Origin of the sequence: Paracoccus actinidiae (genome assembly GCF_030863885.1) — a bacterium.
Classification (GTDB): domain Bacteria; phylum Pseudomonadota; class Alphaproteobacteria; order Rhodobacterales; family Rhodobacteraceae; genus Paracoccus; species Paracoccus everestensis.
In genome coordinates, this window is record NZ_CP132956.1 from 776,100 (window position 1) to 789,303 (window position 13,204).

Here is a 13,204-nt window from a genome sequence, read left to right on the forward strand (position 1 = left end):
ATTTGGCTCCGGCGGTAGGGATCGAACCTACGACCAATTGATTAACAGTCAACTGCTCTACCGCTGAGCTACGCCGGAACACGGGGGCCGTATAGCAATGGCACGGGGGGGCGTCCAGAGGGGGAAGAACGATTTTTTCACAAAGACATGAATCGGGTCTTCGCACCCAGCACATCAAGCGGGACCACTGCGCCAAGGTCGGCCAGGGCCAGCAGATGCGCCAGGACGTTGCGGGCGGCCGCGGGCATCAGCGCCGGGGCCACCTCATAGATACGGGCCGCAAGCGAGGCGGCATCCGCTGGGCCGTCGCGCAGCGCGGTCAGGATCTGGGCGCTGCGTTGGCGGCGGTGGGCGGCCAGGTCGGACAGGCGGGCCTGCGGGTCCGTTATGGCCTCGCCATGGGAGGGCAGCAGGCGCCGGGGCCGGTGATGCGCCAGCCGGTCGAGCGAACGCAGGTAATCCGCCAGATCACCGTCGGGCGGCGAGATGATGGTCGAGGACCAGCCCATCACCACGTCGCCGCAAAAAATCTGGTCGTCCCACAGCAGGCTGACATGGCCGCCGGAATGTCCGGGCGTGTGCAGGACTGTCAGGTGCCAGCCGTCCCCCTCGATCACCTGCCCGTCGTGCAGGACGATGTCGGGCGCGAACGACAGGTCCAGCCCCTCGCCTCCGCCGACGCCTTCATCCGCCAGCCGCCGCATCATCGGGGATCGCCCCGACAGCGCGCCGCCAAAGGCCAGGACCGGCGCCCCCGTCATCTGCGACAGTCGTGGCGCGCCCGCACTGTGGTCCAGATGGGCGTGGGTGACGATGATGTGGCTGATCCGGCCCTGCCCCGCTTCCGCGATCGCCGCCAGGTGGCCGGGATGGTCGGGGCCAGGGTCGATCACCGCGACATCCCTGCCGCCCAGCAGAAAGGTCGTCGTCCCCGGCCCGGTCAGCGGCGAGGGGTTCGGGGCCAGGATGCGCAGGGGGTCTTTCGTCCGTTCGTCCATGTCATTAGCCTTAGCACGACAGGCAGGGGTTTCCATGGCAAACCAGGCAGAGGGCGGCTGGCTCAAGGGGTTTCTGCCGCGCGGGCTTTACGGGCGCGCGGCCCTGATCCTGTTCCTGCCGGTCGTGGTCGTCATGCTGGTGGTCAGCGTCATGTTCCTGCAACGCCATTTCGAAGGCGTGACCCGGCAGATGACCACCAGCATGGCGCGCGAGCTGGCCTTTGTCGCGGCACGAATCGACCGCGCGGGCGGCCAGCGGGATGCGGGCTGCGAAATCGCCGTGCCTCTGGAAGTGACCATCGGTATGCCCACGGGCAGCCCCGAGGGCGACAGCCGCCTTTTCTATGACTTCTCGGGGCGCGTGGTGATCGAGGTCTTGCGCGAAACGCTGGGCAATATCCGCGCCATCGATCTGGCAAGCGACGACAAGCGGGTGATCGTCACGGTGGACGGCGCGGCCGGTCCCTATACGCTGGCCTTCGACCGACGCAGGGTCAGCGCGTCCAACCCGCATCAACTACTGGTGCTGATGGTCTTCACCTCGCTGCTGATGACCGGGATCGCCACGGTGTTCCTGCGCAACCAGTTGCGCCCGATCCGCCGCCTGGCCGAGGCGGCAGAAGAATACGGCAAGGGCCGGATGGCGCCCTATCGCCCGTCCGGCGCGTCCGAGGTGCGCAGCGCCGGCACGGCCTTTCTGGATATGCGCAACCGGCTGGAACGCCAGAACGAGCAGCGCAAGCTGATGCTGTCTGGGATCAGCCACGACCTGCGCACGCCCCTGACCCGGCTGCGGCTTGGCCTGTCGATGATGTCCTCTGACCAGCCGGTGGATGACGAGGAAATCGGGGCGATGGAGGCCGACATCGCGGAAATGAACCGCATGGTCGATGCCTTTCTGGATTATGCCCGCAACGATGCGCAGGACAGCCCGCCCGAGCCGACTCCGGTTGCCGAGTTCATGGACGCCATCGTGGCCGATGCGCAGCGGGCGGGCCAGCGGGTGACGCTGCGCAGCCTGGACGGCGACCGGGCGGGGCGCGCGACGTTCCGCCCCGACACGCTGCGCCGCGCCCTGGAAAACCTGCTGGGCAATGCCGCGCGATACGGCACCCGCGCCGAACTGGATGCGACCCTTGGTCCGCGCAGCCTGCGCATCGGGGTCGAGGATGACGGCCCCGGCATCCCCGACGACAGCGTGGATGCGGCGATGCGGCCCTTTACCCGCCTGGATCCGGCACGCGGGCAAGGCGGGGGCGCGGGTCTTGGCCTGGCGATTGCCGCGGATGTCGCCCGCGCCCATGGCGGACAGTTGCGGCTGGGCCGGGGGCAGCGGCTGGGCGGGCTGCGGGCCGAAATCGTCATCCCGCGATAGGCCGGGCGGAAATAGCGGGCATTTTGCGCGTCATATTGAATGCGGGGGGCCACAGCCCTAGATTGACGAAACGCAGGGGCCGTGTGCCGCCATGACGGGGCCACGGCTTCGGGCAGAAAGGAACGCCTAATGAACGAATTCGCATCTTCGACCTATCCGGTGCTGCCGCTGCGCGACATCGTGGTCTTTCCGCACATGATCGTTCCGCTATTCGTGGGCCGCGAAAAATCGGTCCGCGCCTTGGAAGCCGTGATGGAATCCGACAGCCCGATCCTGCTTGCCGCGCAAAAGGACGCTTCGGTCGATGAACCCGCGGAAGACGGCATCTTTCGCGCCGGTGTGCTGGCCAATGTGCTGCAACTGCTGAAGCTGCCCGACGGCACCGTCAAGGTGCTGGTGGAAGGGCGCGAACGCGTCCAGATCACCGAATTTGTCCCAAACGACGATCACTTCGAAGCGACCGCCATTATCCTGGACGAAACGCCCGGCGATTCCGCCACCGTGACCGCCCTTGTCCGCACCGTGGCCGAGGAGTTCGAGCGTTACGTCAAGGTCCGCAAGAACATCCCCGAGGAGGTCGTCTCCGCCGTGGCCGAGGCGAAGGAGCCCGGCAAGCTGGCCGACCTGGTCGCGGGCCACATGGGCATTGCCCTGGACCGCAAGCAGGATTTGCTGGACACGCTGGACGTGGCCGAGCGTCTGGAAAAGGTCTATTCCCATATGCAGGGCGAAATGTCCGTCCTGCAGGTGGAAAAGAAGATCAAGTCCCGCGTCAAGACCCAGATGGAAAAGACGCAGCGCGAGTATTACCTGAATGAGCAGATGAAGGCCATTCAGAAGGAATTGGGCGACGGCGAGGACGGCCAGAACGAGATTGCCGAGCTTGAGGAAAAGATCGCCAAGACCAAGTTCAGCAAGGAAGCCCGCGACAAGGCGGATGCCGAGCTGAAGAAGCTCAAGTCGATGTCTCCGATGTCGGCCGAGGCCACGGTCAGCCGCAACTACCTCGACTGGCTGCTGTCGCTGCCCTGGGGCGTGAAGTCGCGCACCCGCAAGGATCTGGTCGCCGCCGAAAAGGTGCTGGACGCCGATCACTATGGCCTGGAAAAGGTCAAGGAACGGATCGTCGAATACCTGGCCGTGCAGACCCGCAGCCAGAAGCTGAAAGGCCCGATCCTGTGCCTCGTCGGCCCTCCGGGCGTCGGCAAGACCTCGCTCGGCCGTTCGGTCGCCAAGGCGACGGGACGCGAGTTCATCCGCATTTCGCTGGGCGGCGTGCGTGACGAATCGGAAATCCGCGGCCACCGCCGGACCTATATCGGCTCGATGCCGGGCAAGATCATCCAAGCCCTGAAAAAGGCCAAGACGACCAACCCGCTCATCCTGCTGGATGAGATCGACAAGATGGGCCAGGACTTCCGCGGCGATCCTGCAAGCGCGATGCTCGAGGTGCTGGATCCCGAACAGAACGCGACCTTCGTGGACCACTATCTGGAAGTGGAATACGACCTGTCGAACGTGATGTTCGTGACCACGGCCAACAGCTACAATATGCCGGGGCCGCTGCTGGACCGGATGGAGATCATCAGCCTGTCCGGCTATACCGAGGACGAAAAGCGCGAGATCGCGCGCCAGCACCTGCTGCCCAAGCAGATCGCGGCGAACGGGTTGCGCAAGGGCGAATTCGAGGTGACGGACGACGCGCTGACCCACATGGTCCGCTATTACACGCGGGAAGCCGGGGTGCGTTCGCTGGAACGCGAGATCGCCAAGCTGGCCCGCAAAGCCGTGACCGAGATCCTGAAGGGTCAGGTCAAGTCCGTGACGGTCGATGCCGCCAAGGCCGAGGAATACCTGGGCGTGCGCCGCCATCGTTACGGCCTGGCCGAGAAAGAGGACCAGATCGGCGTGGTGACGGGCCTGGCCTGGACCTCGGTCGGGGGTGACCTTCTGCAGATCGAGGCGCTGCGCCTGCCGGGCAAGGGCCGGATGAAGACGACCGGGAAGCTGGGCGACGTGATGAAGGAATCGATCGACGCGGCATCCAGCTTCGTTCGTTCGATCTCGCCGGAAATCGGGGTGAAGCCCCCGGAATTCGACAAGCGCGACATCCACGTCCACGTGCCGGAAGGGGCGACGCCCAAGGACGGACCGTCGGCGGGCATTGCCATGGTGACCAGCGTCGTGTCGGTGATGACCGGCATCCCGGTCCGCAAGGACGTGGCCATGACGGGCGAGGTAACGCTGCGCGGCAACGTGCTGGCCATCGGCGGCTTGAAGGAAAAGCTGCTGGCGGCATTGCGCGGGGGCATCAAGACGGTGATGATTCCGGCCGACAACGAAAAGGATCTGGCCGAGATCCCGGACAACGTGAAGACCGGCCTGACCATCATCCCGGTCAGCAACGTCCGCGAGGTGCTGAAGCACGCCCTGGTGCGGATGCCAGAACCCGTTGAATGGGACGAGGCCGCCGAGGAAGCCGCCGAGGCCGCAAGGACTGCCGCCATGCGCGACGACCGATCTGCCGGTGGGGCCGTCGCACATTAAGCGATCCAGCAGGGCCGGGTAACACCGGCCCTGTTTTCATTGGATCTGCCGACCCCTGAATTGCGCCTTCCGTCCTAACCGTTACACCATGGTCATCCGATGAAACCTGCTGTCGCCCTTGCCCTTGCCACACTGGCCTTGTCCGCCGCCCAGGCCTGGGCTGCCGATCCCCTGGCCGGCACCTGGCGCACCCAGCCCGGCAAGGATGGCGGCTTCGGCCATGTCGAAATCCTCCCCTGCGGGGAGGGCCTGTGCGGCACCGTGGTTCGCACATTCAACGCGGCGGGTCAGGCGGTCGCGGCCAGTGACCTGGGTGCGTCCATCCTGGCCGATGTCCTGCCCACAGGCGGCGGCACCTATGGCAAGGGACGCATCATCAACCCGGAAACCGGACGCGGCTATACGGCGCGCTTGACGCTGCGAGGGGATCTTCTGGATGTCGGGGGATGCGTGATGATGATCTGCCGCAATGCCGGGACGTGGCAGCGGGTGAGGTAAACACCATCGCGCGGCGCAGGCCGAACGCTTGGAAATACGGGATGATTTTGGTGGAGCCAAGGTCCACCTAACTCCTGTGCCGCGCAGTTCCATCCCGTTCCAGTTTATCCAGCAATACCTGCACTTTTAGGCGAAACCTGTATCAGTCTGTTGCAATCCATTTCATCCTGTCCCACCATTGTTGGCGGGACAAATGGTGGGACAGGATATGCCTAAGCTATCGGTGAAGTCGATTGCCGCCCTCAAGCAGCCCGGCATGTATTCCGACGATGATACTCCTGGCCTTTATCTGCGGATCGGACCCACAGGCGCCAAGTCATGGATCCTCCGCACGCTCGTTCACGGAAAGCGCCGCGAAATGGGTCTTGGTTCGGTAAACGTGGTGGGGCTTGCCGAGGCGCGCGACCTAGCCCGCACTCACCGCAAGTCAGCCCGGCAAGGGGGCGATCCTCTTGCAGAACGCAAGCGCTCCAAGGGCATCCCGTCTTTCCACGATGCGGCGAAGTCCGTCCATGAGGCGCTATTGCCTACCTGGCGGAACAAGAAGCACGCGGAAACCTGGCTAGCGACGGTTGAAGCCTATGCTGTCCCGAAGATTGGTTCACGGCCGATCGACACAATCACCAGCGGCGATGTGCTGGAGATCCTCTCGCCGATCTGGACCACGACGCCCGAGACAGCAAAGCGGCTCAAGCAGCGCCTCAGCACGGTCATGGATTGGGCAAAGGGCAAGGGCTTCCTGACCTCAGGCAATCCTGTCACCGGCATTGAGAAGGCGTTGCCAAGGGTGGAGCGATCGAAGGTCCACATGGCGGCGCTGCCCTGGCGCGAGGTTCCGGACTTCATGGCCGATCTGGCAGGCCGCGAGGGAATATCTGCCCGGTGCTTGGAATTCATCATCCTGACCGCTGCGCGATCTGGCGAGGCCCGTGGGGCGCGCTGGGAGGAAATCGACTTCGCGCAAAAGGTCTGGACCGTGCCGGCCGAACGAATGAAGCGGAAGAAGCCGCATCGAGTGCCGCTCTCAGAGGCTGCGCTGGCCGTACTTGAGGGGGTTAGGGGTATGGACCCCATTTATTGCTTTCCCTCGCCCCAGCGCAGCCATACAGCGGGCGGGAAGCCGCTTTCCGACATGGTGTTCAAGTCGCTCTTTGCGCGGATGGAGCGCAATGGCTTCGTGACCCATGGTTTTCGGTCCTCATTCCGAGATTGGGCCAGCGAGAGCGCCCACGCCCCACGGGAGGTTGCCGAGGCCTGCCTGAGCCATGCAACGGGCAACGCCGTCGAACAATCCTATGCGCGGTCGGATCTTCTCGAACGGCGCCGCGGGCTCATGGATGCTTGGGGCCGCTTTGTCACCGGTGCGGCTGGCCAGGTTGTGGAGCTTGTCAGGGCGTGAAGCGGGATCAAGTAGTTGCTGAGTTGAAAAAGATAGGTCTCCAGCAAGCGTTGGCTAAGTCACCAATGCGAGCCCAAGCATTGATTGCCCAAGTTCTTAAGTCAGCCCAAATTCCAACAACGGATCAGCGGAAGGAAGAGGTCAAGCGGCTGTTAAGATTTCGCAAAGCGGTTCAGAAATTGCAGTCCGCTACTGCAGCATTGTCCCCTGGGTCTATGCAAATGCTTGATTGGGGAGGGGAGCCCAACCTTCTCAAGCTCCAATCAGCACTAGAGGCGCTTGAGCCGGGCTTCGCACTGGCACTTGAGGCCGCAAAGCATGACGTCGGACCTGAAGGCAAGAGAGGGCGGAAGCCTCTTGCCTCAGCGCAATCAGTGGCGGCGGCATGTGCAGAAATCTGGGTTCTCGCCTACGGAGAAACGCCAGGATACGGCAGGCATGCAGAGCGACATAGCGAGGCCACGGGAGAGTTTTGTCGGACAGTGGGTCGCATCCTTAAGATCTTAGGCATCCAAGTCGGTGATGTTGCTCACCAATGCCAAATTGCAGTTCAACAGGCAGATGTGAACGGGATCCTTCTCGGGGCGATGAATGAACGCAGGTGGGGCCCCTCGATCTTTGATTTTGCTGCCGCTCAATCCGAAAAATTGCGGTAGTCTTCTTTGAATTGTTCCATTTGGCCGAGATGGCATTAATCGAGAGATGGTGTGGGCACCGATATGGAGAGTGCCCATGCAAACCCACAACCGTCCTGAACTTCTGACCGTCCGCGATGTGGCTGCGATGCTGAGCTTAGGTGTCAGCACCGTATGGAGGCAGGTGAGAAAGGAGCAGCTACCCCGTCCAGTTCGGGTAGGCGGCTCCACTCGTTGGCGCCGCGTTGACATCGAAGCGCTGTTCGCCCCCGCTGAATAAGAACCGCCACCCTCGGGCATAAGGGCGGCGGCGGTATTGCTATCCAGGGCATCGAACACCTTGGAACATAATGCCCAGCGCCCTTGCCTGCAACGAAGAAGGCAAGAGCAATGGCTCATCCCAGATCTTCAAACGTAACAGCACCCAGCCCCCAGGGGGTTTCGGAGGGGCGCCCGATTGAACTTGGAGCGATCCCGAAAAACAGCCGCGAGGTGATCCGCATCACAGCGGAACACTTCAAAGGGCGGGACATCATCAACTTTCGCGTCTGGTATCGCGACGATGCAGGGGAGATGCGACCAGGCAAACAAGGGCTCGCGTTCCGCACTGATTTGCTACCGGCCGTCCTAAAGGCTCTGGGCCAGGTTCATTCAGGGGGCGATCATGCGGATTGACCTTCCTGTGAAACCGGCCTTGCTGTCCTATTGCCGCAAGCTGGTGGCCGAGGGTGCCGATCCCTGCGAACTGGTTCACGTCTACCGAGGCCGAACCCTATGCTTTCAGCCCGTTCAGCTTGCCACGTTCGCCAAGCTGGCCACGGAAGAACGTAGTGACGGATCCATCCGGTTCGTCCGCCACCGCGAAACCGCCCCTCAAAGTTACGTATACGCCTCAGCCACGGCTATAACGGAAGGGTGCGCCCATAGGTGACGCCCACGTTCTGTCCGTTGATGCGCGCAAGCTCATGCGTCGGATCGTGGCTGAGTGCCTAAAGGCGCAGGGCCTTCCCTCGCATCGCCAGAGTGTATCAGCCGCTATCGAGCTAATTGAGGCAGGTTTCGCTGTCATCAGGTCCGACGGCGAAAACCACTGGCTGGAGGCGACCAATGGCTAAAAGGAAGAAGGTTGGTACCCTGCCGCAGTTCGTGCCGATGCTGCATCAGACAATGGACTGCGAGGCATGGCAGGCCCTGACCCCGCCTGCAAAGGCTCTGTATCCCTTCATCAAGCGCCGCGCCGGTCACCATGGCGCGAGCAACGGGGCGGTGATCTGTAGCGTCAGGGAGGCAGCCGGGTATCTGGGCGTTCACAAAGACACCGCCGCACGCGCCCTCCAGGACTTGCAACGCAAGGGGTTCATTGTCGCCGTCCATGTAGGCTGCCTGGGCATCAATGGGGAAGGCAAGGCGACAACTTGGCGACTGACGGAAATGGGCGCCTTTGGGGAGCATCGTCCATCAAAGGAGTTCGAGAGGTGGTCTCCCGGCAATGACTACCCGGTCGCGGAGGGTAAACGCCATGCAGCCTTAAAACAAAACCCTGTCCTATAAAACCGACAGGCCCGTCCTAAAAAAGCGGACGTTTTGGGCGAGCCTGTCCTGCAATTTAGGACAGCCTGTCCTAATAAGCCGGACGTTTTGGCCGATTTTCAGGCTGAGCCTGTCCGGGTTCCTAGGACACTATAGAGATCTTACCACATCCCCCCTCGTCTTTTGGGCGTCTTGTGTCCTGCTTTGGCAGGCTTCGCCCGGTTTCCCCCATCAATCACCTCCCAAAGGAGCCAAAAATGGCACGCACATTCCCCACCTATGAAACCCCGCAGGGGCCAGTCAGAGATTTCATCAGATACTTGGCTGAAGACACAGAGCCGCCGAAGGACCAGCCGCTTGCCGAGGCAATAGCTCACGCGCGCCAGACCATAGCCGAGGGCGGAGACTTCTTATGCGACATGGGCGACGGACTTGGTCCTCGTCACGCCTCGAAGATCCTTGACGAGATGGAAGCTCCTGCCCGCTGTGCTTTGCTGTTCGAGCGGATCAGGACGGACCTGCGGCAGAAAGTCCAAATGCTGGAGGCGGCAAATGACGTTCTTCATTAACCCCCCGCCCAGCACCGTTTCTATCAAGGCGCGCGGCACCGATACGCCGCTCACAGGCTTCTGGGGTGGCGTCAGCGCGGCAACGGAACAAAGCTTGCTGCAGGCCAATGCCAACTTTCGGCGCGGCCGCGAAAGGATCCAGCAACGGGATATGCTTGCGGTCGAGGCCGCGCGCCACATGGGGGCAGACCGGATTAGTCAGATGGTCGAGGGGTTCAACGAGCGGGCGCGGGCGGCGGGAATGCAGGAACGCCAAATGCCCGAGGACTTGGCGGACCTCCCCAGCATCTTCGGCCCGAACTTCAGCAAGCAGGTTCTGGACGAGGCGCGCAAGGATCCCGAATGGGGCGGGCCGGACGTATCTGACGAAGTGGTCGAGCAGCGGCTGAACGACCAGTTCCAAAAGGAAAGGCGCGATCTGGCTGAAACCTTGGCCACGATGCCAGGCGGGGCAAATCGTCCGATCGCGGAAATCATCGGCGCCTTTGGTGCTGATCTTCTCGACGTGCGCAACTGGCCGTTCCTTGTCGCTGGAGGTGCCCCCGGCTCCCTTGCCCGCATCATGGGCCGGGAGGCGATGCTGAACGTCGCGGCCGAGGGCGTCACCATGCCGGATCGGTTTGACATGGCGAAGCGGCTCGATATCCCTGAGCCTGATGTTGCCATGACGCTGGCCTATGCGGCGGCGGGCGGTGCGATCTTTGGCGGCGCTGTTGAGGGGCTGGCGCGGGGGATCACCTATTGGCGGGGGACACGGACAGGGAAGCCGTCGGATCGCGTGGCGGACTTCGATCAGCAACTGAACGTGGACATCGTGGAGGACGCGCTTGCCGATCTGCGCCACCCATTCGAGTATGTTCGGGACACGGTTGTCGAAACGCCGCCGCCCCTAAACCTGCGGCTGGAAGATTTCGCGGATCAGTCGCCCCTGTCGGGGTTGCGTGTGGAGCGTCCAACTGGAGAACGTGTCGCCCTTGGTTTCGACGACTGGTGACGCCCCCCGCTGCAGGGGGAGATGTGAGGTTGCCCCGCGCATCAACAGCCCTTCCCCCGGCGCCGTCCCGCCCTAACATCGGCCCTGTGGTGGAGCAGTTAGAGGTCCACCGGATCGACGCTTTCGCGCGCAACATTGACGCGGAAGCCTTTGCTCAGCGAGACGCCTTGCTGGACCTTGCGCGCCGCCGCAGGGCGGAGGCAGGAGAGGCCGTCCCAAGCTACGAGGCGGATACGGTTGCCACCAGGGATGGGGCTGTTCAGGAAGTCGACCGGCTGGAAGCAGAACTCGCCCAGACTTAGGGCAAGAAGGCCCGCTCAGAACTCCGCAGCAGGATCCAGCGGGCGCGGGCTGACCTGGGGGAGATCGGAGGCCTGCAAGGACAGGGCGCCAGCGTGACGGATAAGGCCCGCCTACCCGCTCTTGAGGCAGATCAGGCACTCATCGTCGGGATGGGGGAAATAGGCCCTCGTATCAACGCTGCCCGCGCACAGGCTGCGGCACAGATCGGTGACACTCCATCGCCTCCGGGAGGACAAGTCGAACCAGCTTTGGAGCGCGCGGACTATGACACCGCAGTGGCCGAATACGAGGCTTCGCGCCGGCATGCGGCTGCCTATGGCCGGGAACTAGACGAAGGCATTGTTTGAAATGCCTGCCGCTCCTGGCTGGGTGGACACGCCCAAGGAGCGCGAAACCATCGCGGCCTATCAGACAGATGATCTACGCACTTGGGTCGAGCGCAACGGTGACAGGATGATCGGAGATCGCAGCGTGTCGTCAATCCTTGACGAACTGGACGCTGATGACGAATTCGTCGCAGTCGCCGAACTGTGCGGCCGGCGCTCCGCTTAGGCATATCGGCTGCTGTGGTGAGAGGCTGCGCAGAGGGCGGTAAGGGGACGGGAGCCATCCTTACCCCCGGAACCGCTTAACCCGGCCCAGCGCAGCCCCAGACGTAATGCTGCTGCTGACTGTGCAGGGCGACTGATAGGTGGGTTTGCAGACAGGGGGACTAATGAGAGCATGGGAATGCCTCCCGCAATGCCGAGTGGACGAGGCTAAATGCAGGCTCGTGTCGCTCCTGTGGATTGCGCGCGAGATAGTCGACCACAACATCCATCAACTGAAAGAACGTGCCGCCGCTGACCGGGGCGCAATACCCCGTTGCTCTATACGTCAGATCGACGACGTTTCTCTCATCCGCGTGTCCCAAGGTGGTCAGGCTGTAAGCGGTTCCTGCTTGGATCCCCATCCTTACGCCCGTTACAAAGCCGTAGCAGAAGCCTTGCCCCTTGGGAGAAATGCACTGCTCATACAAGGTGTTCCCACTCAGTTCCTGTGCATAGGCAGAGGACACAGCCAATAGCGCCACAGCTATTGAAGCCCACCTCATTTTCCTTCCTTCAGCGCTACGCCGGGGCCATTTGCCAGATCGCCGTTGTCCAGGAACTGCGCCCCGCGCTGTTCTAGGGTCATTCGCACGAGCTGAACCGTAGATGCCTTGCCCTCCCCCCTGTCCAGCTTGTTGACGGTGTTCCTGTGCAGACCCGTCATCTCAGCAAGATCAGGATTGCTCAGGCCAAGGATCGCCTTTGCCGCTTTGAACTGTTCTGGGGTCATCACTAAATCCGTGTGTCATTAGCATATTTTCAGTGTTGACAACATGTATCAACAGACCTCATTTTATGCTGACGATACACGTTGTCCATGCCTTTAACCTCCACCCACCTGAAAGGGAAAACCATGACTGTTCACACCGTCAATCTGGCTGACGAAGCTCAGACGGAAATCCTGCGCCTGTTCCGGCGGCATCAGGCCCTCACCGAAGAAGCCGAACGTCACATCCAGTCTGGCCACGATGATGAAGACGGACAGCGCTTTGCTGCCCAGATCGCGGACCTTGAGGACAAGATGCAGGCGCTGCCCAGCACGTGCGCCGCTGACTTCGCTGCCAAGGCGATCGCACTCACGGGCATCGGGCAATCTCTCCCTGACACAGAGACGGATCCGTTCTGGGTCGAGGCCCGGGCGCTGGTGGAGCAAGGCGCGGCGCCCGCAATGCCGGCCACCCGGCTTGGGCGGTTGAAATTCGCAGCCGACACGCTGGGGATCGATATGCCCGACAATCTCACCCCTGATCTGTTGGCGGAGGATGCCGCCCCGCAGGCCGAGGTTCTGAAATTCTGTGCCGCCTCCGGGGTGAGCCTGGATTTCATCTATCTGGGCGACATCAGGCCGATGCTGTGGGTCAACTTCAACCGCAGGTTTGATCAGCAGGGAGCCGCGGCATGACACCGTATGTGCAACGGTTTGCAGGCAACGACGGGATAACGAGCGAAGATTTTCTTGGCCTCGTCGCACAGGCGGACGACGACCTGAAATTTATCATCATGCTGATGGGGTACGCGCATAGGCGTGGAGACAACAAACTCTTCGATGGGCTGATGGCGCTCGGTCACATGAAGGCGACCACCGCTCATCAGGAAAGCCCAATCGTTGTCAGTTCTGCAGGCCTACCAAGCATGGACGCAATCGCACAGGAACGCGAACGCGTTTGGTGGGGTCGGCTTGCTTGGCAAATCCTTGAGGCGAACGACAGGCCGCGATGGGAATTTCTGACCGGCCTGATGCAGCGCCGAATGGCTTGCTAGAACCC

General features: G+C 62.4%; 17 protein-coding genes and 1 tRNA gene. 14 read left to right on the forward strand and 4 right to left on the reverse strand.

The window, feature by feature from the left end:
- Positions 1-3: 3 nt before the first annotated feature.
- Both Q5701_RS03890 and Q5701_RS03895 read right to left on the reverse strand, forming a co-directional pair.
- A tRNA-Asn gene (locus Q5701_RS03890) sits at positions 4-78 on the reverse strand.
- A gap of 59 nt (positions 79-137) precedes the next feature.
- Positions 138-998, reverse strand: a complete 861-nt coding sequence (locus Q5701_RS03895; RefSeq protein ID WP_306753854.1) for an MBL fold metallo-hydrolase — start codon at positions 996-998, stop codon at positions 138-140.
- Between the two features lie 34 nt (positions 999-1,032).
- Here Q5701_RS03895 and Q5701_RS03900 point away from each other — a divergent pair, with 34 nt between their 5' ends.
- The 12 genes from Q5701_RS03900 (at position 1,033) to Q5701_RS03950 (ending at position 11,400) form a co-directional block, all read left to right on the forward strand.
- Complete coding sequence (locus Q5701_RS03900; protein WP_306753855.1) at positions 1,033-2,373, forward strand: ATP-binding protein; 1,341 nt, start codon at positions 1,033-1,035, stop codon at positions 2,371-2,373.
- Between the two features lie 129 nt (positions 2,374-2,502).
- Entirely contained in the window at positions 2,503-4,920 is a 2,418-nt protein-coding gene (gene lon / locus Q5701_RS03905; protein WP_306753856.1) for an endopeptidase La, read from the forward strand.
- 99 nt (positions 4,921-5,019) lie between these two features.
- Positions 5,020-5,418, forward strand: coding sequence for a DUF2147 domain-containing protein (locus Q5701_RS03910; RefSeq protein WP_306753857.1), 399 nt, complete (start codon positions 5,020-5,022; stop codon positions 5,416-5,418).
- Between the two features lie 193 nt (positions 5,419-5,611).
- Positions 5,612-6,817 carry a tyrosine-type recombinase/integrase gene (locus Q5701_RS03915; protein WP_306753858.1) on the forward strand — a complete coding sequence of 402 codons (1,206 nt, stop codon included), beginning with the start codon at positions 5,612-5,614 and terminating at the stop codon, positions 6,815-6,817.
- The gene (locus Q5701_RS03920; protein WP_306753859.1) at positions 6,814-7,473 is read left to right on the forward strand and encodes a hypothetical protein; all 660 of its coding nucleotides are present in this window, start codon (positions 6,814-6,816) and stop codon (positions 7,471-7,473) included. The genes Q5701_RS03915 and Q5701_RS03920 overlap by 4 nt, the downstream gene beginning before the upstream one ends.
- Before the next feature lie 76 nt (positions 7,474-7,549).
- A complete protein-coding gene (locus Q5701_RS22810; RefSeq protein WP_373568613.1) occupies positions 7,550-7,732 on the forward strand; it encodes a helix-turn-helix transcriptional regulator in 183 nt (60 codons plus the stop codon).
- Positions 7,733-7,842: 110 nt separating this feature from the next.
- Complete coding sequence (locus Q5701_RS03925; protein ID WP_306753860.1) at positions 7,843-8,127, forward strand: transcriptional coactivator p15/PC4 family protein; 285 nt, start codon at positions 7,843-7,845, stop codon at positions 8,125-8,127.
- A gap of 432 nt (positions 8,128-8,559) precedes the next feature.
- Positions 8,560-9,003, forward strand: a complete 444-nt coding sequence (locus Q5701_RS03930) for a helix-turn-helix domain-containing protein (RefSeq protein WP_306753861.1) — start codon at positions 8,560-8,562, stop codon at positions 9,001-9,003.
- 236 nt (positions 9,004-9,239) lie between these two features.
- Positions 9,240-9,551 carry a hypothetical protein gene (locus Q5701_RS03935; RefSeq protein ID WP_306753862.1) on the forward strand — a complete coding sequence of 104 codons (312 nt, stop codon included), beginning with the start codon at positions 9,240-9,242 and terminating at the stop codon, positions 9,549-9,551.
- Positions 9,535-10,545: a hypothetical protein gene (locus Q5701_RS03940; protein ID WP_306753863.1), complete on the forward strand. Its 1,011-nt coding sequence runs from the start codon at positions 9,535-9,537 to the stop codon at positions 10,543-10,545. Before Q5701_RS03935 ends, Q5701_RS03940 begins: the two co-directional genes overlap by 17 nt.
- A 29-nt stretch (positions 10,546-10,574) precedes the next feature.
- The gene (locus Q5701_RS03945; protein WP_306753864.1) at positions 10,575-10,847 is read left to right on the forward strand and encodes a hypothetical protein; all 273 of its coding nucleotides are present in this window, start codon (positions 10,575-10,577) and stop codon (positions 10,845-10,847) included.
- A 370-nt stretch (positions 10,848-11,217) separates the two neighbouring features.
- A complete protein-coding gene (locus Q5701_RS03950) occupies positions 11,218-11,400 on the forward strand; it encodes a hypothetical protein (RefSeq protein WP_306753865.1) in 183 nt (60 codons plus the stop codon).
- Positions 11,401-11,560: 160 nt separating this feature from the next.
- Here Q5701_RS03950 and Q5701_RS22815 read toward each other — a convergent pair whose 3' ends face one another.
- The gene (locus Q5701_RS22815; RefSeq protein ID WP_373568614.1) at positions 11,561-11,941 is read right to left on the reverse strand and encodes a Rap1a/Tai family immunity protein; all 381 of its coding nucleotides are present in this window, start codon (positions 11,939-11,941) and stop codon (positions 11,561-11,563) included.
- Positions 11,938-12,168, reverse strand: coding sequence for a transcriptional regulator (locus tag Q5701_RS03955; protein ID WP_306753866.1), 231 nt, complete (start codon positions 12,166-12,168; stop codon positions 11,938-11,940). Before Q5701_RS03955 ends, Q5701_RS22815 begins: the two co-directional genes overlap by 4 nt.
- A 123-nt stretch (positions 12,169-12,291) precedes the next feature.
- Between Q5701_RS03955 and Q5701_RS03960 the strand changes: the two genes are divergently transcribed.
- Together Q5701_RS03960 and Q5701_RS03965 are read left to right on the forward strand one after the other, a co-directional pair.
- Positions 12,292-12,840 carry a hypothetical protein gene (locus tag Q5701_RS03960; RefSeq protein ID WP_306753867.1) on the forward strand — a complete coding sequence of 183 codons (549 nt, stop codon included), beginning with the start codon at positions 12,292-12,294 and terminating at the stop codon, positions 12,838-12,840.
- Complete coding sequence (locus Q5701_RS03965) at positions 12,837-13,199, forward strand: hypothetical protein (protein WP_306753868.1); 363 nt, start codon at positions 12,837-12,839, stop codon at positions 13,197-13,199. Before Q5701_RS03960 ends, Q5701_RS03965 begins: the two co-directional genes overlap by 4 nt.
- Positions 13,200-13,204: the final 5 nt, after the last annotated feature.